A 20,789-nucleotide genomic window follows, 5' to 3' on the forward strand; every position below is an offset into this window, starting at 1 on the left:
GAGGAATGATTTTGTTTGTTTCTAATAGGCAATGTTTCTTTAATTGTTTATATACTGATTTTATTGTTTTGTTCTTTTGTTTGTTTCGCAAGAAACTTTTGTTCCTTATCGACATTGCAAAGGTATGGGAGAAATGCGAAATCGTTAATTGGTGTTTTTTTCAATTTTTAAGGTGAATTTTTCAATCTTTTAAATGGTCTTTTGGGATGGGTGAATTGATCGTTTTTTGAATGATTTTTTGGTTAAATGAATGTTTTGCCGCCTATGTTTTCTATTTACCGCTGTTGTTGTTTTATTATTTTCTTCAACTATTTTAGATATAGCGAATAGAATTTGCAGCTAATGTATGGGGAGTTAGTGAAATTGTGTTTCGTTCATTCCGTTTTGAATGATTTACTACTGCTTTGCATCACATTGAGAATTACAGTACCGATTAGGGTTCAGATTGTTCAGCTTTATCATGAAACTCCCTGTTCATCGATATTCCGGCTGAAAGTACTATCCTGAAAACTAGGAATATTGCTTTCAGTGCTTTCAGCCGTGTTGCTAAACTCAATCATCGTCTTACCACCAAATATACATTCCCATATTCCGTATGCTTCCGTTCTGCCCCCATTTTTATCAATACTTGTGCAAAATGGTTCGGATTGAAACCTCGTAGAGCAGCAGCATTCCGTTTCTTCAGTTCTTTATAAATATCGGCGGCAGAAAGTCGCAGATATTTCTCTTCTGCTGAGGCTGAGGTGCGGAAACAACTGAGAAATACTTCTTCGGCAGGGCAAGTACGGTAAAAGGGGGCACTTGGCAATAGCTGCGTTGTTTGGCGTTGATACACTCTCTTTTTTCCGAATGCAATAAGAATATGCTGAAATTTACTCTTTCCTAAAATCGATTGCTTATCTTTGTTCTTTTGAAATATATTATAATAAAATGAAGATATGACAGAACAAGATATATATAAACTGCTTGCAGATGGTGAGCGTGTTACGCTTGAATGCAAAAAGGCACAAAATGGTGTGCCAAATTCTTTGTGGGAAACATATTCTGCATTTGCTAATACGAATGGTGGAATTCTTTTGTAGGGGGTATATGAAAACGTAGCAGAGAAAGACTCTTTGATGAGATTCACAATCACTGGTGTTGAGGATGCAGACAAAATACGCAAGGATTTATGGAATACTATTAACAGTCGTGAGAAAGTAAATGTGAATCTGCTACATGATGAGGATGTTCAGACGATTAGCGTTAATGGTAAGGAGGTAATAGCGATAAATGTACCACGTGCCGATTATAATTTGCGTCCTGTTTACATTAATAACAACTTGATGCGTGGTACTTATAGACGCAACCATGAAGGTGATTATCACTGCACAGAGCAAATGATAAAGATGATGGTGCGCGATGCTTACGAGGATGGCAATGATCGTATGTTCTTGGAGTATTACACAATGGATGATATTGACATCCCGACATTAGAGGGTTATCGTGTTATGTTCAAGACTAATAATCCAGAACATATTTGGAATAGTCTTGATCATAAGGAGTTCTTGATGCAACTTGGTGGCTATGTTGTAAACCGAAAAGATGGTACTGAAGGTCTGACTATAGCAGGTCTTCTGATGTTTGGTAAAGGGTTGCCGGTACGTGAGCGTTTTGATTATCTGCGCATGGACTATATTGACAAGTCAAACCTTATAGGTGACCAACGTTATAGTGACCGACTGACCTATGACGGTACATGGGAGAATAATCTGTTCAACTTCATTCGTATGGTAGTTCCCCGTTTGACGCGAGATATTCCAAGGCCATTCCAAATGGATGGCATTATCCGTAAGGATGATACACCACAGCATAAGGCAGTGCGTGAGGCTTTTACCAATATGATTATCCATGCCGACTTAATGCTGAATGGCCTTCTTCGTGTCGAGAAGTATGATGACCGCTTTGTGCTTTCCAATCCAGGCTTATTGAAATTGCCTGTTGAACAAATCTATGCTGGTGGCGAATCCAAAGCTCGTAACCAACGAATGCAGCATATGCTCCGTATGATAGGTTACGGAGAAAACCTAGGCTCAGGTTTCCCGCTCATCCTTAGTGCGTGGAATGAGAAGCATTGGCTGAAGCCGGAATTGGTTGAGCAGCCGGAACTGATGCAGGTGAAACTAATCCTTCATATTGAGAATCGAGTGTATGTCACGAAAGATGTCACGAAAGAACTAACAGAACGTCAGCAGATTATACTTGAATTCATGCAAGCTGATGGAACTATAACTATCTCTGAAATGTCCCAAAAGACAAACGTGACAGAACGGACTATTAAACGTGATATAGAATCTCTTACAGAGAAAGGTATACTTTCTCGTGAAGGAGGACGCAAAGAAGGTCGATGGGTAATCCGTAAAATTTGATGATATAGGCACATTATATAAGATAATATAATGCAAGTGAAATTCATCGTCTTACCACCAAATATACATTCCCATATTCCGTATGCTTCCGTTCTACCCCCATTTTTATCAATACTTGCGCAAAATGGTTCGGATTGAAACCTCGTAGAGCAGCAGCATTCCGTTTCTTCAGTTCTTTATAAATATCGGCGGCAGAAAGTCGCAGATATTTCTCTTCCGCTGAGGCTGAGGTGCGGAAACAACTGAGAAATACCTCTTCGGCAGGGCAAGTACGGTAAAAGGGTGCATTATTCTGTTGTATTTCACGTTCCGTTTCTTTGTCGAACCAATACGGACACCCGTCGGCAAGCTCCGCTTTCAGTTGGGCGAAGATCTGTTCATGCTCGATTCCCTCACAATCTATCGGCTTTTCTACTTCTACACAGAAGAAACGGCGGCTGCCTGTCGGATCACTCATCAGATCGGAGCGGTTGGAAGTTCCGATGAAAGAAGCGATGCGCGGCAAGTCTCGGAAGTTACGCTGATACGCTTTGCAGACGTGGAGACTCGACATTTGCATTAAATTCTTCAGAAGCGGCATTTTACTCTCTGCATATTTGTCGAATTCATCCAGATTGATCAGTCCCATTTCTGACAGAAGACGTTCTGCCTGTCCTTCTGATGTCAGTTTGAGATTATCCATATAGTAACGTTGCAGTACTTTGGGCATCAGCGATTTGCAGAAAGTCGATTTCATCCGTCCCTGTTCGGCACTGATCAGGATGGGAGCCAGGCTGTTGGCATGGACGCCCGTCTTTCCTTCCCATTGGGCAGCCAGTCCCAGCATCCATGTGTGGAATCCTTTTACCCATAGAGGTAGTGCGGATACACGTCGGGCAAGTAGAGTCAACCGGTCGATGCCGTCCCAGGGAGGAAGTTCGTCCATATAAAGCCGGAAAGGATGATACTCTCCGATTTGTGTGGAATAAATATATCGGCTCACATCTTTATCCCAGCAGGAAATGCCCTCTGCATGAGCCTCCATGCAGAGGGTATTCAGTTCACGTTTTCCGATGGGACGAAATTCGGTCTTTGCTCCGCTTAATGGGCGAAATTCTGTTTCTTCCGTCAGGCGGTTGTAGCGGAAGTCATAGTGAGTTTGCAGAAAGGTGTTGACCCGTTCCGTCAGGCAGGCGGAGTTGTTGGGGGACTGCTGCTTCGGTTCGGGCGTTGCGGGAACGGGAGGTGTGTCAATCTGTGATACGCTCTCTTTTTTCCATGCCTTTATCAGCATGGCGATCATTTGGGTTACTTTTTCCATCATATTTGTTCTTTTTTTTAAGTTTCGTGCATCAAAGTTACAATGCCGGGATAGCGATTTGCAAGTGTTTTCGATAGATTCCTTTAAATACTTCCGTTTATGAAATAACGTAGGAATCATTAGGTTTTCCTGCCTTTCTGTTGTATCTTTGAAGGCGCAAACATCAGAGGCTAATGCAGATTAGCTGATCAGCTATCCTTCATTAGTCAATCGGCTAATCTCCATTAGCCGGGCAGCCATAGCACATTAGCCGATGAAAATGAAGCTTCTTTCATCGGAAGTTTCCGTAGGAATAACAGATTAGAAGTACTTATTTAATAAAAGAGGAAGCTATGGCTATATTATTTGACTGGTATGAGAACCCGGTATCACCGGATCAACCGAAGAAAAAAAGATTCCATCCCCGCATTGCTTACAATGGTCAGGTAGATACGGACGAAATGAGGAGTAAGATTCAATCCCGTTGTACGCTGAATGAAGTCGATGTGACTGCTGTACTTGATGCTCTTTCGCAGGTGATGGGAGAGGAGTTGGGAGAAGGACGGCAGGTTCATCTGGACGGCATCGGTTATTTTTACCCCACGCTGACTGCTACGGAAGAGATAGCCGCCGACACTCCGCGACGGAATATGAAAATCAAACTGAAGGCTATCCGCTTTCGTTCGGATCAGAAATTGAAAAACTCTATCGGATTAATTAAGGTAAAGCAACTGAAGAAGAATTTTCATTCGTCCAAGCTTTCGGAAGTAGAGATTGATATGTTGCTGAAGGAGTATTTCAGTACGCATCAGATGATGCAGCGCAGAGATTTCCAATCTTTGTGTGGCATGGTACGTTCTACGGCTATGATTCATATCCGGAGAATTTGCCAGGAAGGAAAGTTGCAGAATCTCGGATTGCGTAATCAGCCGATCTATGTTCCTGTTCCCGGATTCTACGGGACATCCAGAGATCAGCCGACGCTCCGGTAAATTCCCGGCTGAAAGGACTGAAGGCTGAAAGGGTGCTTTTTCGGGGGCGGTTTTCAGCCGCTTTCGCCTGCTGGCAGGCGGTTGTGGCGGATGGCTGAAAGGGCTGAAACGCTTGAAAATAAAAAAACATTCCATGAATATTTATGGGGCTTTTTTTATTTTTGATGAAGGCAATATCGTGATGTTGTTTAATGGCTTTCAGAAAAAGACACAAAAAACGCCCGAAAGTGAGATTGAAAAGGCAGTAAAACTTAAAAATGAATATTATGCAAGTAAACCCTGACGTTGGAAGTATGGATGCTGTATTAGACAAATTGTACGGCAAGGTAGGTACCAACAAGTCCTATATATCTAGAATTGAGAAAGGAGCGCTTGAGCCGGGAGTCGGACTTTTCTTTCGTATCATTGATGCATTGGGCTTAAAAGTGGAGATTGTTAAGCCGATGATATGATGATTATGATATAAAAAAAACGCACTGCCTTCTCAGGTGGTGCGTTTGTGTTTTGGGGTAAAATTGTTTGTTATTATTCTTTGGGGTAATTTCTTATGCTTTTTAGTTGTTTCATATTGGTGTCAGCCTGAGTGGTGAGTCCACCGGCTTTTGCTGCATTGAAATATTTCTCTGCCGCATCGTAGTCGCCTTCCAGCAGTGCGATGACTCCCAGGTTATTCAGCGTTTCGGGAGCTTTCTGATCAGCTTTGGCAAGATGCTTCTTCGCTGTTGTCAGGTCTCCGCCTTTCTGTATTTCCATGGCTCCTGCATTCAGATTGGCAATAGGGTCATCCGGGAACATGGTGGCTGCTACCTGGAACGAACGGTTGAACTCTTCGCTTCCCGGCTGACAGCTTTCCGCAATCCGATAGATTTCCTGTAGGCTCAACAGTTGCGGACGTGTCTTGATAATCTCTTTGGTTTCTTCCAGATTGAACCCGCGTACGGTATAGTTGACGGTATAGTCTGAATGACGCAAAGCCGGATAACATTCTTCCAATATATATTTATAAGTTTGAGGACCTGCCAATTGAGCGATCTGGCGTTCTTTCTTGTCTATGTCCAGTGTCGAGTCATCCATCAGTTTCAGTATCTCGTCCTTCTTCTCCAATGAAGAAGCTGCGATAAACTTGCGGAATCCTTCCCAATCTTCAGAAGTATACTCTGAAGTGATCAGTTTATTGTCGAACTTGTAATAACTGGTCACATAATCTACCAATGCCTGTGTACGACCTTTTGCCAGTCGGGTATTGTTGGCATATCCACCTTCCGGTGATGCATAACCGTGAATTCTTATACTGCTGAGCGTTGTCTTGTCATCATTACGTACACTGTCAATGGTAGCACGTATCTTGGCCAGCTCTACTGTGTTGCGACGATACTCCGGTCGGATGATAATTTGGTTCACCGGGAAGTCAAGGAAAGCGCTTCCTTCTATGGCACGGTGCTTGACGGCTTCTGCCTGTGGAGTGATATAGGATATAGCGGGCTGTAGCTGCACGGGTAAAATGTTCAATCGGGTGATTAATTCACCGCTGGTCTCCTCTTTCAGGTCGCAGCAGCCGCATACATCAATATTCAGTTTCATTTCCGCATCACGCATCCAGGCTTCGAACTGGAATTGCTGGTGGTAGTTGATAATCTGTTCTTTATTATGCTTGCGACGGATAACACTGTAAGTATTTTCCGAAGGAGCGATGTTATTGCGTTGGTTTACTACTTCACGTTTGCGACCGTAAACTACGATGGAAGGTAGTATCTTGGTGCGGCCATTTGATTCGAGGAACGGAGTGAGGGTAGCGACATGATTGGAGGAGAGCTTCAGATTCTCCTGCATCACGATATCCATATCGATGCTCAGCACATTGTTATCTTCATTGCGTGTGATAGATTCTTTCTCTATACGCACCTGATCTCTATAAAGTGTCTGCGCTTTCCCGCCCAATACAGGCAGCAGGCAAAAGAGTATGCATAATATCTTTTTCATATTTGTTTTGTTTTAGAATAAATAGATTAAACTGATAGCAGCTTTCGTGGGACCTAAATAGTTCTTATGTCCTTCGCTAACCTTCTCACCGCACGTCTTGCATTCGAACTGCTCATACTTGACACGTGCGTAACCTACACCAATATTCCCTTCCAGATTCCAATGCTTGGCAAGAATCCATTGATAACCGTAGGAAATACCAGCACCGAAGAAATTGCCTTTGAAGCGGTGGTCCTTCAGTTCCGGCCAGATGCCCCAGGGCATATTGATGGCGGCAGCCTGGTAGACGCCTCCATGTACATGGAATCCCACAAAGTGTCCATTGAACTTGTCGCAGAACCAGTAACGGAGTTCCGGCTGGATGGCAAGCATCTTCATCATCTTCTGATCTTTGTATTTCCACGGATTATAGTTGGCATACAAGTCCAGCGTTAACTTCTTACTCAGACCGACTTCGGCTCCGAGATTGATAATTTTCATCGCGTCCATTACAAGATTGGTTTTCACTCCGACTACCTGACTATATAATAAGGTAGAAGCAAACAAGGTAACGAACAAAAATAAGATTCTTTTCTTTTTCATCGCATGATGGGTTTTGTTTGTTGATGTTGCAAAAGTAACGGTTATATGAATAGACGTTAATTGGTGGATTCATCTTTCTTCTCTTTCCTTTCAATGGAAATTAATAAGTGGGGCGGTATATCATTCTTTTTATAGGTGGCATATAATTCATTGGTAATGGGTGGTGTTTTTACCGCTCGTATTGAATGAATTGCAGATGAGCGGCGATTTGATACTTGCATATCTTATTCAAGTGCTTGAATAAGCTGTATTTCGTTCGTTAAAGAGTGGTAATTCATTCATTTTGTCTCCTGAAAAAGTTTTTTCTATTGAATAAAACGCCTATGTTTGCAGTGTACAAACAAACAAGAAAAGATAAATAAGACAACTTAAGTTTAAAAGATTCCCTCCTAAGGAACATGAACAGATAAACAATATGAAGTGTAAGAAGCGGACGAAATAACAAACAACAGTTCGCAAACAAATTAAAAAAACAAATAAAATTTAGGAGGTACTAATATGAAATCAATTAAATTCTTTTTCGCATGTGTATTGGCATTAACTTTTGTAGCATGTTCTAATGCTGAAAGTGATAGTTTTGAAGACAACTCTTCAAACTTTGAATCCATGATATCTTTATATGGTATACAATCTGCAACTGTTGACTCTAAAGTAGGTGATGTACCTTCTGTGACTGCAGAAGAAATGGCAAGTGTGCTTGAAGCGCTTCGTCAGAATGGTAATACTATCCGTAACTGTGAATCGGAAACTTTGGAAGGATACTACGAAGGTGGTGACAGAAAAGAAGTGAAGATGATCGCAGAATATCAGGCCCGTACCAGAAGCGGTGCTTTCGTAGAACAATTCGCATTGTGTGTTTCCATCAACTTTAATATTGATAATAACGGCGGAGTATTTTATATAGGTACTACATACTCCTCCTCGACTGACCTGTTCAACTGGCAGGGTTATGGAGCTTCCTTATCTACTACTGCTGAAGGAAACAGTGTATTCAGCTCGACTTCTTATCTCTATTTCCGTGTAAGCGACCAGGGTAATTGCCTGGTTAAGGTACCCGTAAGCTTTAAAGGTAGCTACAACTTCAAGGATAATAAGGGAACTTATAGCTTTACTCTTTCCAAAGCAGCTAATTAATACAACAGGAATTTATTGATTTTAGGTATTACGTTACAATATATACAACTTATATAAAAGGGCTCCTTGCGCCGTGCACGGAGATTCCATCAGACAAAAAGAGGAACCAGACAGCAAACAATATAGCTTTGGTCATTCAGGCAATTAAGAAACAAACAATGGGAGGCCCGCCGATTCTTTTACGAATCAGCGGGCTTTTACTTTATTGTGAATTATTGCTAAAAAATATTTGTTATCCGATTTGCTAATGATTTAATTATATATCTTTATCAGCCAATACACATGAACAAAATACAATTAAGATATGAGGAAGTTCTTCTTTCTGTTGTTGCTGTTGACGGTTTTTCTTCCGTCATACTCTATAGATACCCACTGGGACCTGGAACCGCAAATAATTAAAAACGGAGTCGGAAATAATACTATTTATCATGTTTGTTACGGAAGCGAAGGCTTTATGTGGTTCTCTACTGACAAGGGAATCTCCCGCTACGATGGCTTCAGATTTCGTGATTATCCGCTCATTATGAGCGTTGACTCCCTTTCCACTCCTTTGCATCAGGCTGTAAAAACGCTGAAGGAAGGTTCCGACGGTTTATTTTATGCTTCACTCTATCAGGGGGGAATAACCTGTTTTGACAAAGAAATGGAAAAGTTTTTGCCTGTACGTTTTGACAGGCCGCTGAAACTTAAAGAGATTCAGGATTTTTGCTGGAATGATGGCAGCCTGTATCTGGCTACTTCGCATGGATTGTTCGAATCGCGTCCCATCCGCAAGAAAGAAGGAAAAGAAGATTTCGTCTATTGTATATTGAATCCCGAACCTTTGATAAAAGGAAAGATTACTAATCTTTGCACGGATGGAAAAACAAACCTGTACTTTGCCGTTGACCGCGAAAAGGTGATACATTATGATCTCGTAACCAAAAGAACTTCTGTGATCAGAGAATATGATGTGGTGAACAGACTCTTTTTGCGACAGGGATATTTATGGATATGCAGATTATGGAATGATATTGTATGTTATGACCTTAAATCGCATAAGGAACGTGTAGTCTCTCTCGAGGGGGGCGACCAGCCGGATTTCTCCAACTCGTATGTTACAGATATGGTGATGAAAGATAAGCAGACGTTTTATCTGACGACATGGGACGGATTATATAAATTGCATTTTGAGAATCTGAATTTGTGTGAGAGTCCGTTTACATTGACACTGCTGACACAGGGGGAAAGAGCGTTCCATTCAAGGATCGAAAATAAGATGACCAGTCTGCTATGGGATAACAGGCAGCAGATTCTTTGGGTAGGTACCTTTGGCGGGGGAGTGGTAAAGTTTGATATCAGCGACAGTATGTACAGCCGGGTACGGCAGAATTTCAAATCCAGAGTGGATGGCATGGTCGAAGATGCAAAAGGGTATATCTGGTTGACGGTGACCGATGGAGGCATCATGAGAAGCACTACTCCGTCATTTTCGATGGATACACATTTTGAACCATGGAAAAAAGTATCCGGTCTCTCCGGACGTTATCACATATATAAAGGTAAAGATGGAAACATTTGGCTGGGTAACAATTTTGGAGAGATCATCTCTGTCAATCCGCTTACGGAAGACGTGGAATCTTTTCAGTTGAAAAACAGCGAAGGCGGGAGGATGCAGGCTGTTGTCCATTGTTTCTGTCTGGATTCGTGGAATCGTTTGTGGGTAGGTACTTCGAATGGACTGGTACAGGTAGATCCTAAAACTCACGGATGCAAAAATATAAAACTGCCCGGTGAAATCAAGAATGTATTTGCCATCACTGAAGATAAGGAAGGAAATGTATGGGTAGGTACGGATAAAGGGCTGAAAAGAATTGAAACGAACGGTGACCAGATACGGGTGGAAGGAAACTATGAAAAGGAGAATGGGCTGGAAGAAGCCGGAGTGCGAACCCTGTATGTGAATAACTATAATCAGATTTATGCAGCCTATCTGAACGTCGTTATTCGCATCGACGGAAGAGAGAAGGATAAGATAGAATCTGTTTATACACTACAGAGTGGATTGACGGACGGACATGTCAGTTGCATGGTCGACGACCATATCGGAAACACATGGGCAGGAAACAATGTAGGAGTGATGACCATCAGAAATGGACAGGAGGCTTTTTATAGTTATCTGTCGGTGGGAAACTGCAGTGCAGTCTGTCGTTTGAATGACGGACGCTTGTTATGGGCGAATTCCTGGGGGCTGATTTTCTTTGATCCTTCTGCTACCAAAGGCGATAGTGGCAAGAAGCATTTGATGCTGACCGATGTGGAAGTCGGTGGAGAAACGGTGCTGGCAGGAGAAAAGCGGAACGGGCAGATGATTCTGGCTGTTTCTCCGGAAAAACAGGAGAAACTGGTGTTTGCTTCCGATAACAACGACTTTCATTTGTTCTTTTCCGATCTGCGTTACGGACTGGCACAGCGCAAGATTGCTTACCGTCTGCTTCCTGCGGACAAAGAATGGAAAATGATACCGCTTGCAGAAGGACTGTGGTTCAACGGATTGGCTGCCGGAAAATATGCCTTGCAGGCTAAGCTGGTTTTCCCGGATGGGAAAGAAGGGGAGGTAATCGAGATTCCTCTGGTGGTGAAGGGTAAATGGTATCAGACTATATGGGCGTATATCATGTATGTTCTGTTACTTGGCGGATTATCTTATTTCTTCTATTCTTATTTCAAAAAGAAGGATCAGCGCAAACAGATTCATCGTGACCGTGAGATGATACTGAAGGAGAATTTGAATCTCGAAAAGCTGAAACAGGAACAAAAGAAAGAGATAGAAGCGATGAGGAACCGGTTGCTGATGCTCTTTGTACAGGAGTTGCGTACACCGTTGTCACTCATCATCGCTCCGCTGAAGGAATTGCAGAAGGATGACTCTCAGACTTCTCAGCTTTCTCTACAGGTGGCGTACCGGAACTCACTCCGCATGGTGGATGCCTGCGACCAGTTGCTGGCAGTATACGGGCAGGGCAATATGGAATCAAAACTGGAAGTTGCTCCGTATTCGGTGGATAAAATGATCGACAGCTCTCTTTTTGGTGTTCGGGACTTGTTGAAGGTGTATACCATTGATTTCCATTGCGAGAAGAGAATCAAGAAGGAGATGGAATTTTATGTGGACAAAAAGAAAATAGAATTCGTCATTCATAATCTGTTGACAAATGCTTTCACCCATACGCATTATGCGGGAACGGTTTCTTTATCTGTTTGTGAGGTTGTAAATGACAATATGCACTATGTCTGCCTGATAGTAGAAGATGACGGAAAAGAAAGGGTAAGAACTGTTGAGCAGTTGATGAGCGAGAATGAAGGATCGGAACGTGATATGTCGGCTGCGCAAATGGGATTCACCATCATGCAACAGATGATCGAAGCTCATTACGGAACGATTACTCTTGAAAGTACTGAAGGAAAGGGGACGAAGGTCACGGTCAATCTTCCTGCCGACAGAGATGTCTTTGAAAACAATCCGAATATTCAGTTTATTGATCCGGAAGAACTGACAGAAGTAGCAGAGCCGGAACCCGAATCGGCAGAAACACAGAAACAGGATTTGGCAGTAGAGGATGCTGTGGTGCAACAGGATCAGCAACTGCCGCTTTTTGCGGAGGCATTGCCTGCCGAAGAAGTAGCATCCCCCGTAGCGGGCGGAGTTAAAAAGACGATATTGATTGTAGAAGATCATAAGGATATCCGCCTGTATCTGAAAGTGCTCTTCGGCAATGAATATAACTTGTTGATGGCAACCAACGGGCAGGAGGGAGTCGATACGGCAATGAAAGAGATGCCGGACTTGATCATCTGTGATGTCATGATGCCGGTGAAAGACGGTTTCGAATGTTGCCGGGAGGTGAAGGAGAATCCGGAAACGTGCAGTATTCCTTTTATCATGCTGACGGCAAAGGTAGAAGACGACGATATTATTCACGGACTACAGCTGGGTGCGGATGATTATGTACTGAAACCGTTTACTCCGGGCATTCTGAAGGCGAAAGTCAGCAGTCTGATTAATGGTCGTCAGACGTTGAAGCAGATGTACACGAAGTTGTTCAAATTGCCGGGAACGGATACAATTGTCGTGAGCGAACCGGAACAGGCGGGTGAGGAAGTGAAGACGGAAGATCCGTTTATCACAGCCGTTATCAAAATTGTGGAAGAAAATATTTGCGAGGCGGACTTCAGCGTGAAGAAACTGGCAGCGGAAATGAATATGAGTCAGCCCACCCTTTACCGCAAAGTGAAGCAAAGTACAGACTATACCATTATAGAACTGATCAGAGGAGTACGTATGCGCCGTGCGGGAGTGCTGTTGAAAACGAAACAATATGCAGTGCAGGAAGTTGCCGAAATGGTGGGGTATAATGACATTCCGACTTTCCGCAAACATTTTGTGGATGCATTTGGTACGACTCCTTCTACGTATGAATAAAAAAATGACTACTTTTGCAGTCGAAAACCCTAAAATGAGGAATCGGCGTGCAAAGGTATTTTATTTATTTGGCTTATGATGGAACCAACTATCACGGTTGGCAGATACAACCCAACGGGAGTAGTGTGCAGGAATGCTTGATGAAGGCTTTGTCTACTTTTCTGCGTCGTGATGTGGAAGTGATAGGTGCTGGCCGGACGGACGCGGGGGTGCATGCCTCGCTGATGGTGGCACATTTTGATCATGAAGACGTGCTCGATACGGTGACTGTCGCCGACAAGTTGAACCGTCTGTTGCCTCCAGATATTTCTGTCTATCGTGTCCGTCAGGTAAAACCGGATGCGCACGCCCGTTTTGACGCGACTGCCCGGACATATAAGTATTATGTGACTACCGCCAAATATCCTTTCAACCGCCAGTACCGCTGCCGTGTCTATGGTTCATTGGATTATGAACGGATGAATGAGGCTGCACGAACCCTGTTCGAATACATCGATTTTACAAGTTTCAGCAAACTGCATACAGATGTAAAAACAAACATCTGCCACATCTCCCATGCCGAATGGACGAAGATGGAAGGCGAAGACACCACCTGGGTATTTACTATCCGTGCCGACCGCTTTCTCCGTAATATGGTGCGTGCCATCGTAGGAACATTGCTCGAGGTAGGACGCGGCAAACTGACCGTGGAAGGGTTCCGTAAAGTGATAGAACAACAGGATCGTTGCAAAGCGGGAACTTCCGCTCCGGGAAATGCGCTCTTCCTTGTCAACGTAGAATATCCGGAAGATATTTTCTCAGAGGAAACTAAAAAGTCAGTACTATCTACACTCCTTCCCGAAGGAGGGGAGTGTTAGATACTGCCGACTTCCCAGTCAGCTCAATATTACTTGTTACTTATTACCTATTACTTATTTCAACATGTGGTTATTATTAGCTTTTCTCTCGGCTACCTTGCTGGGATTTTATGATGTATTCAAGAAACAGTCATTGAAAGATAATGCGGTGTTGCCTGTATTGTTTTTGAATACGCTTTTCTCCAGTCTAATTTTTCTGCCGTTCATTTTGGTATCGGCATTCGAGTCTGATCTCCTTGGGGGAACCATCTTTAATGTTCCCGTTGCAGGATGGGAGCAGCATAAATATATTATCATCAAGTCGTTTATCGTTCTGTCATCGTGGATATTCGGTTACTTCGGGATGAAACACTTGCCTATTACCATTGTGGGGCCTATCAATGCTACCCGTCCGGTGATGGTGCTTGTAGGAGCAATGCTGGTGTTTGGCGAGCGTCTGAATCTCTACCAATGGATCGGAGTGATGCTGGCAGTGGCTTCCTTCTTTATGTTGAGCCGTTCGGGGAAGAAAGAAGGGATCGATTTCAAGCATAACAAATGGATTCTCTTTATTATACTGGCAGCAGTTATGGGAGCTGTCAGCGGATTGTATGACAAGTTTCTGATGAAACAGCTGAATCCGATGCTGGTGCAATCGTGGTATAATGTCTACCAGTTCTTTATCATGGGAACCATTATCTTCCTGCTCTGGTGGCCCAAACGGAAGACGACCACTCCTTTCCGCTGGGACTGGACCATCATTCTGATTTCCGTATTCCTTTCGGCGGCGGACTTTGTCTACTTTTATGCACTGAGCTACGATGACTCTATGATCTCCATCGTTTCAATGGTTCGTCGGGGAAGCGTGATCGTATCTTTCATTTCCGGAGCACTCTTCTTCCGTGAAAAGAATTTAAAAAGCAAAGCGATTGACCTTATCCTCGTGTTAATCGGAATGATATTCTTATATTTGGGGTCTAAATAAAAAGTACAATATGAAATCAAATAAAATCACTCATACCATCGCATTTTTCATCATCGGCTTGTTTACTTTTGTCTCTTCACAGGCGCAGGAAGCAAAGACTCTTTTTATCAACGTTCCGGATTCACTTTGTCCCTTGCTTACGAAGGTGAACCGTGAAGACTGCATCGACTTTCTGAGCAGTAAAATGAAAGCACAGGTGGAAAACCGCTTCGGGCAGAAGTCGGAAATGACCGACTTAAGTAAGGACTATATCCGGATGCAGATGACTCCGGAAACCAGTTGGCAGATGAAAGTATTGGCTTTGAATGATACCACGAATGTGATTTGTACGGTAGCTACGGCATGTGCTCCGGCTTGTGATAGCAGCATCCGCTTCTATACCACAGACTGGAAACCGCTGACTGACCATTCATTCATTACCCTCCCGGTTATGAGTGATTTTCTGATAACTCCTGACTCCGCTTCCATATATGAATTTGATGAAGCCTCCCGTTCGGCAGACATCTTATTGATGAAAGTGGATATGAACAAGGAAAACACAGAACTGGCTGTCACTCTGTCCACTCCCGACTATATGTCAAAAGAAACAGCAGAAAAACTTAAACCGTTTCTCCGCCGTCCTATTGTTTATCAGTGGAAGAATGGAGCGTTTACCAAATAAACAGCTCCGCCCCATTTCCACTAATTATCCATTAGCCAAGCACTCATTGATGAATGCCACCATCTCCGGTGTATGTTCTTCTACGCTTTGAAGTAGTTTGAACTGTGCCTTGGTGCGCACCAGATTATGTTCGGGATATTTGATTTTGTAGTAAGTATCTCCGTTGATATAATCGGCAAGGAACCGTACGCACTGCATATAGGGGAATAAAGCGGCAGCATAAGGCAGGTTCTCTATTTCAATGGGAGTGAGGAACGATTTGGCACCTTTCAGATATCCTTTGGTGAATGCCTTGAATATCTCCATGTTGAAGTTCACACGATCCAGGTCTTTGTCATCTTCGTCGCCGGTATTGGCACCTGTACGGAGGAAATCACCGTAGTCGGAGAAGATGAAACTCGGCATTACCGTATCGAGATCAATGACGCAAAGCACTTTTCCGTCTTCATCGAACATCATGTTGTTTACTTTCGTATCGCAATGGCATACTCGTTTCGGAAGTTTTCCTTCGCGGAACAGGCGTTCTGCCTTGCACATTTCGTCCGCACGCTTTTCTATCTCGTCCAGATAATACTGTACTTCGGCTACTCGTCCGGCAGCATTGGCAGCGACTGCATCACGTAGCTGTTTGAGACGGAATTCCATGTTATGGAAGTCGGGGATGGTTTCTCCCAGTGTTTCCGGAATGTCGGCAAGCATAGCCTGAAAGTTTCCGAAAGCCTCTCCTGCATAATTGGAATATTCCGGATTGACAGTCTCGTACGTTTTGGCACGCGGAATGAATACCATGACACGCCAGTAGCTTTCTCCATCAAACCAATAAGTTTTTCCTTCTTCTGTGGCGAGGAAAGAGAGAACTTTGCGGTCGATGTCGGCTTCTCCGGCTTCGGTCAGTTTCTTGCGAATATGTCCGGTGACTGCGGCAATATTGGATTGAAGCATTTCTACATTCTGGAAGATGGCATGGTTGATGCGTTGCAGAACGTAGTCGGGGGCGTCTGCTTCCTGTGTGTTAACTTTGTATGTGTCGTTGATAAGTCCTGCTCCCAAAGGCTTAATCTCTGTGATAGTACCTTGGGTGTTGAACTTGGCTACAATACTTGATAAATCTTTCATGGGTCTTTTCTTTAAAATTTATACTAAGGTTATCGATAATCATATTTGGCGGCTTCGGTAGCCTGACTGCCGGAACGGACCGGTACCAGAGTGAACCCCCAGTTGTATTCGCGGTTGGCGGGAATCTGGTGGAAAGGTTCGGGACGTGCCCCCCAACTATCATAACCGCCTACTCCCTGTTGCTTCATGTCGACACAAACTTCGACGAAGTCTCTTGGAGTGACGTCGTTGACGTGATGCATCCGGCGCAATACATTGCGGGCGGCCTTCTCGTCGTGGTTGGCAGCTTCTTCCGGGCTGAAGTTATTCCATTGGTAAGGGTGGGGCAGCGCTTCTTCCGAGTCGAAGTCCTCGACGGAATTGCGCAGTGCGTTGAAACCGATCAGGCTGTCGGCAACGATGACAAGGCCGTTTCCTTTATCGGGAGACAGGTTAAGCCAGCGCGTATCCGTGTGGTGTCCGTTCTCCTGAGGACGTACATAGTTGAAGTACATCTTATCGGCGGTTGTCTGATAGATGCCTACCATGGTTCCGTGATTGCGGTCGATGTAGTTTTCTTCCGGACCACGTCCGAAATACTGTACATTATTCATCTGTGCCGGTAAGCGGAAGCGTACACCGATGCGGGGAACTTCCAGCTTGGAAGCGGCTTTGCGGGCTGCATCACTTCCGGGAGTGAAGGTAGCCATGCGGGTAGCTTCGGAGACTTCTGTTTCGGCAGCCTGCATATCGGTAGAAGTAAATTTTGCATTTACATGAACGATTCCGCTTGGGTATATCTTATAGGTGACAACATACAGATTGCCGGCTGCCAGCAGATAAGTTGCCTGCAACAGGACGGCTTTGTCTTCTGTGCTTACCTTCGTGTCTGTCACGTGGAAGTCTTTGCTGGACTGTTTCCATACGTGGAGGCGTTTGGGAGCACCGTTTCCGTAATCATTGTCATTAGGCGCACGCCAGAAGTTGGGCTGGATGCCGAATCCGTCTTTGAAGTATTCGGTTCCATCCACTTTGTATGAGGTAACCAGACCGCTCTTCTTGTTGAATACAAAATTTACTTTTGAAGAAGAAACAGTCAGTTCGTCTCCTTGGGTTTGAGTTTGTAATGCGGGGCCGTTGGCTTTGTACGTATTCCTTTCGGCTTCAACGGGCAGACGGAACTGGTCATATGCAATTTCGTATCCGGCGGGAATCAGCGGTTCCGGTTCTACGGCTATCACACTGAAGTTAACGAAATATTCCGTTCCCGGACGGGCTTTCAGCCCATTTACCGGTACGGTGAATTCTTTCGAAGCTTGCGGAGCGATGTCCAGTGATACCTTTCCGCTTTTGACGGTTTTTCCGTTGGCCAGTACGCTGTAATGTATCTGATACTTTTTCAGATTGGTGAAGTAGAAACGGTTCGTGATGTTGAACTTGCCCGATGCTGCGTCAATCGCATCGAAGCCGACATTCTGATGCACGTATTTCACTTCTGCCATTGCCGGATGCGGACCACGGTCGGGGTTAACAAGACCGTTGCAGAGGAAATTACCGTCGCTGGGTGCATTTACTCCGAAGTCACCTCCATAAGCCCAGTATTCTCTTCCGTTCTTGTCTTTCTGGAGCAGACCCTGATCTACCCAGTCCCAGATATATCCTCCCTGAAGGTTCGGATATTTATAGATAGCCTGCCATTGTCCCCAGAGATTTCCGGTAGAGTTGCCCATTGCGTGTGCATATTCTGACGGGACAATAGGACGGTCGCTGCCGTTCTTGCCGATATCTTCCAGCCAGCCGGCACCCGGATACTGAGGTACGTACATATCGGTGTTCCATTCCCATTGTGCACGTTCATAGTTGACGGGACGTTGCATGATGTTCTTGTCGGCTTCTTTCAACCAAAGATAAGTCTGGTAGAAGTTGTATCCGTTTCCGGCTTCATTTCCTAACGACCAGAAAGTGACGCTGGGGTAGTTCTTGTTGCGTTCGAACATATTGATTGTGCGATCCATGTGTGGTTTCAGCCATTCGGGATTGTTGCCTAATGAGCCGCCTTTACGTAGATCGTAGTACATACCGTGGCTTTCGATATTGGCTTCATCGTACACGTAAAGTCCGTATTCGTCGCAAAGTTCATAGAAACGGCGGTCCTGCGGATAATGGCAGAGACGTACACTGTTCAGATTATGCTGTTTCATTAGTTCGAAGTCCCGACGCATCAGTTCTTCGGTGACGTAATGTCCGGTTTCCGGATTATGTTCGTGGATATTGACTCCTTTCAATTTCAGCGGTTGTCCGTTGATAAACAGGCATACATAAGGTTTTCCGTTGGCGGCTTTCTGATCGATAGGTTTGATCTCGATGCGACGGAATCCTACGTTGAAAGGGATAATCTCATTGACTTTACCCTCTTCTTTGACAGTCATTACCAGCTTGTAAAGGTTCGGGTGTTCCGATGTCCATGTGTGTACATCGGTCAGATTCTTGTCAAAAGAAAGGGTTCGTGTCTCGTTGACAGGGACATAAGTTGTCTTCTCTTCGGTGGCAACTACTTTTCCCTGAGCGTCGAGCAGTTCATATGCCAGTGTCAGATTGGTTGCAGCCGGACGATGATTGCGCAGGTCGACGTTCAAAGCGAATACTCCGTTCTTGTAACTGTCATCCAGTGTCGATGTGATGCGGAAATCTTTCAGGGCGGCTTTGGGCTGTGAATACAGATAAACATCCCGTTCGATACCGCTGATACGCCAGAAGTCCTGACATTCCAGATAAGAACCTGTGCTCCAACGGAAGATTTTCAGTGTAAGTACATTCTTACCCGGTTTCACGTATTTGTTGATCAGGAATTCTGCGGGGTTCTTGGAATCTTCGCTGTATCCTACTTCTTGTCCGTTGATGTATACATATACACCTGATTTCGCTCCGGCGAGGTGGAGGTAGATATCCCGTTCTTTCCAATCGGTGGGAATATCGATGTCCCGACGGTAGACTCCCACGGGATTGGCTTCCGGAAGGCTGGGAGGCTGTGGATTACGGGGCTTGAACTCATAACCGTGGTTGGTGTAGATAGCCACTCCATACCCTTGTACTTCCCAGTTGCCCGGGACTTTGATATCATTCCAGGAGTCCGTGCTCACGGAAGGGTCGGTGATATTGGCGGGAAGGTCTTTGTAGCTGTCTGCAAAGAAGAACTTCCATGTACCGTTCAGCAACTGATAATAGTTGCTTTTTTCAAACTTCCCGGTAAGTGCATCAGTCCGGCTATCGTACGTCATGAAGGAAGTACGCGGATATTCTTTATTGACCGATACAACTTGCACATCCTGCCAGTAAGGTTTGTCGGATGTCTTTTCGGCCATAGCGCCTGTTGTTAACAGAGAGAATATTCCTGCCAGTAATAGGTGATATGATCTGTATTTCATGTTTTTCAATCTTGTTTCTTTTTTTATTTAACTTTGATATGGTCGAAGCCTTCCCCATAAACTCCGATAACGGCACTTTGCGATACAAATGCGTTGGGGTCGATATCTTTAATCAGTCGGAAGATGATGGTAGACTCCCGCTTTTTGGCAAGCACAAACATCATTTTCACTTCTCTGCCTGTGTAGAAGCCGGTTGCATTGATGATCGTCACTCCACGGTGAGGGTATTCGTTGATGTGTCGTCCTATCTCCTCATATTTATTGGATATGATAAAAAACTGGACAGACTGACGTGCGCTGTTTACTACCTGATCGAGGACGAAACTGCAAATGTAAAGTGTTGCAAATCCGTATACCACCTTCTCCCAGTCCTTCAGAACGAAATAACTGGAGGTAATGATGATCATATCGCAGATCAGTATGACTCTTCCCAAGGTTATGTCCCGGTATTTGTTGATGATGGCGGCAATGACGTCCGTACCGCCGGTGCTTCCGTTGGCGCAGAACGCAACTCCGATACCGCCGCCACAGAACGATGCTCCGATGACGCATGCCATGAAAGGTTGGTCGCGAAGAAGGGAAACGCCTGATGCCAGTTGCTGGATAACGGACAGGAAGAAAGTCAGGGTGAATACTCCAAAAATAGTTTTAATACAGAACTTTAATCCCAATAACTTAAGCGCAAGCAACAATAAGAAAAAGTTAATGCCGAAATATGTATACTGTACCGGGAATCCCGTTGCCCAATATACAATAGATGCGATACCCGGCACTCCGCCCGTCGTAATGTCGTTGGGGAGTAGGAAAACGGTCCATCCGATGCCATAAAGTATCATACCTACGGCGATCATCACATAATCTTTGGCTTCCCGAAGGATAGTCTGTCTAGAGGGTTTTAAAATATCTGCTTTCATATAGGTGATTATAATAATCAGTAAAGTGCCGAACAT

The 20,789-nt window shown here is 44.4% G+C and carries 14 protein-coding genes and 2 pseudogenes; 9 read left to right on the forward strand and 7 right to left on the reverse strand.

Features of this window, described 5'->3' with window-relative positions:
* Positions 1 to 556: 556 nt before the first annotated feature.
* Positions 557 to 802: pseudogene (locus HMPREF9007_RS28020) on the reverse strand (DUF3874 domain-containing protein); the annotation flags it as partial.
* A 316-nt stretch (positions 803 to 1,118) separates the two neighbouring features.
* Between HMPREF9007_RS28020 and HMPREF9007_RS22230 the strand changes: the two are divergent.
* Positions 1,119 to 2,408, forward strand: coding sequence for an ATP-binding protein (locus HMPREF9007_RS22230; protein WP_225651662.1), 1,290 nt, complete (start codon positions 1,119 to 1,121; stop codon positions 2,406 to 2,408).
* Positions 2,409 to 2,451: 43 nt separating this feature from the next.
* Here HMPREF9007_RS22230 and HMPREF9007_RS22225 read toward each other — a convergent pair whose 3' ends face one another.
* Positions 2,452 to 3,711, reverse strand: a complete 1,260-nt coding sequence (locus HMPREF9007_RS22225; RefSeq protein WP_008759906.1) for a DUF3874 domain-containing protein — start codon at positions 3,709 to 3,711, stop codon at positions 2,452 to 2,454.
* A 329-nt stretch (positions 3,712 to 4,040) separates the two neighbouring features.
* Here HMPREF9007_RS22225 and HMPREF9007_RS22220 point away from each other — a divergent pair, with 329 nt between their 5' ends.
* From HMPREF9007_RS22220 to HMPREF9007_RS22215, 3 genes and pseudogenes are all read left to right on the forward strand, one after another.
* A complete protein-coding gene (locus HMPREF9007_RS22220) occupies positions 4,041 to 4,679 on the forward strand; it encodes an HU family DNA-binding protein (protein ID WP_008759907.1) in 639 nt (212 codons plus the stop codon).
* 100 nt (positions 4,680 to 4,779) lie between these two features.
* A pseudogene (locus tag HMPREF9007_RS25730) lies at positions 4,780 to 4,962 on the forward strand (type II toxin-antitoxin system RelE/ParE family toxin); the annotation flags it as partial.
* The gene (locus HMPREF9007_RS22215) at positions 4,946 to 5,131 is read left to right on the forward strand and encodes a helix-turn-helix transcriptional regulator (RefSeq protein WP_008764435.1); all 186 of its coding nucleotides are present in this window, start codon (positions 4,946 to 4,948) and stop codon (positions 5,129 to 5,131) included. The pseudogene HMPREF9007_RS25730 and the gene HMPREF9007_RS22215, both read left to right, overlap by 17 nt.
* 73 nt (positions 5,132 to 5,204) lie before the next feature.
* Here HMPREF9007_RS22215 and HMPREF9007_RS22210 read toward each other — a convergent pair whose 3' ends face one another.
* Complete coding sequence (locus HMPREF9007_RS22210) at positions 5,205 to 6,659, reverse strand: DUF3868 domain-containing protein (protein WP_008759910.1); 1,455 nt, start codon at positions 6,657 to 6,659, stop codon at positions 5,205 to 5,207.
* 12 nt (positions 6,660 to 6,671) lie between these two features.
* Positions 6,672 to 7,241: a DUF3575 domain-containing protein gene (locus HMPREF9007_RS22205; protein ID WP_008759911.1), complete on the reverse strand. Its 570-nt coding sequence runs from the start codon at positions 7,239 to 7,241 to the stop codon at positions 6,672 to 6,674.
* Between the two features lie 498 nt (positions 7,242 to 7,739).
* On the opposite strand from HMPREF9007_RS22205, the gene HMPREF9007_RS22200 reads away from it, so the two are divergent.
* The 5 genes from HMPREF9007_RS22200 (at position 7,740) to HMPREF9007_RS22180 (ending at position 15,319) form a co-directional block, all read left to right on the forward strand.
* Positions 7,740 to 8,375 carry a DUF5033 domain-containing protein gene (locus HMPREF9007_RS22200; protein WP_008759912.1) on the forward strand — a complete coding sequence of 212 codons (636 nt, stop codon included), beginning with the start codon at positions 7,740 to 7,742 and terminating at the stop codon, positions 8,373 to 8,375.
* Between the two features lie 304 nt (positions 8,376 to 8,679).
* Positions 8,680 to 12,837, forward strand: coding sequence for a response regulator (locus HMPREF9007_RS22195; protein ID WP_008759913.1), 4,158 nt, complete (start codon positions 8,680 to 8,682; stop codon positions 12,835 to 12,837).
* 47 nt (positions 12,838 to 12,884) lie between these two features.
* Complete coding sequence (gene truA, locus HMPREF9007_RS22190; protein ID WP_008759914.1) at positions 12,885 to 13,694, forward strand: tRNA pseudouridine(38-40) synthase TruA; 810 nt, start codon at positions 12,885 to 12,887, stop codon at positions 13,692 to 13,694.
* Positions 13,695 to 13,758: 64 nt separating this feature from the next.
* Positions 13,759 to 14,658 carry a DMT family transporter gene (locus HMPREF9007_RS22185; RefSeq protein WP_008759915.1) on the forward strand — a complete coding sequence of 300 codons (900 nt, stop codon included), beginning with the start codon at positions 13,759 to 13,761 and terminating at the stop codon, positions 14,656 to 14,658.
* A gap of 10 nt (positions 14,659 to 14,668) precedes the next feature.
* A complete protein-coding gene (locus tag HMPREF9007_RS22180) occupies positions 14,669 to 15,319 on the forward strand; it encodes a DUF3256 family protein (RefSeq protein ID WP_008759916.1) in 651 nt (216 codons plus the stop codon).
* 24 nt (positions 15,320 to 15,343) lie between these two features.
* On the opposite strand, the gene HMPREF9007_RS22175 is transcribed toward HMPREF9007_RS22180, so the two are convergent.
* Genes HMPREF9007_RS22175 through HMPREF9007_RS22165 form a run of 3 tightly spaced genes read right to left on the reverse strand, consistent with a single transcriptional unit; the run spans position 15,344 to position 20,753 of the window.
* Positions 15,344 to 16,435 (reverse strand): aminoglycoside phosphotransferase family protein, encoded by a 1,092-nt coding sequence (locus HMPREF9007_RS22175; RefSeq protein ID WP_008759917.1) that lies wholly within the window; start codon positions 16,433 to 16,435, stop codon positions 15,344 to 15,346.
* A 29-nt stretch (positions 16,436 to 16,464) separates the two neighbouring features.
* Entirely contained in the window at positions 16,465 to 19,839 is a 3,375-nt protein-coding gene (locus HMPREF9007_RS22170) for a glycoside hydrolase family 2 TIM barrel-domain containing protein (protein WP_032850057.1), read from the reverse strand.
* A gap of 23 nt (positions 19,840 to 19,862) precedes the next feature.
* Positions 19,863 to 20,753: a YitT family protein gene (locus HMPREF9007_RS22165; protein ID WP_008759919.1), complete on the reverse strand. Its 891-nt coding sequence runs from the start codon at positions 20,751 to 20,753 to the stop codon at positions 19,863 to 19,865.
* Positions 20,754 to 20,789: the final 36 nt, after the last annotated feature.

This window comes from Bacteroides sp. 1_1_14 (genome assembly GCF_000162515.1).
Taxonomy (GTDB): Bacteria; Bacteroidota; Bacteroidia; order Bacteroidales; family Bacteroidaceae; genus Bacteroides; species Bacteroides thetaiotaomicron.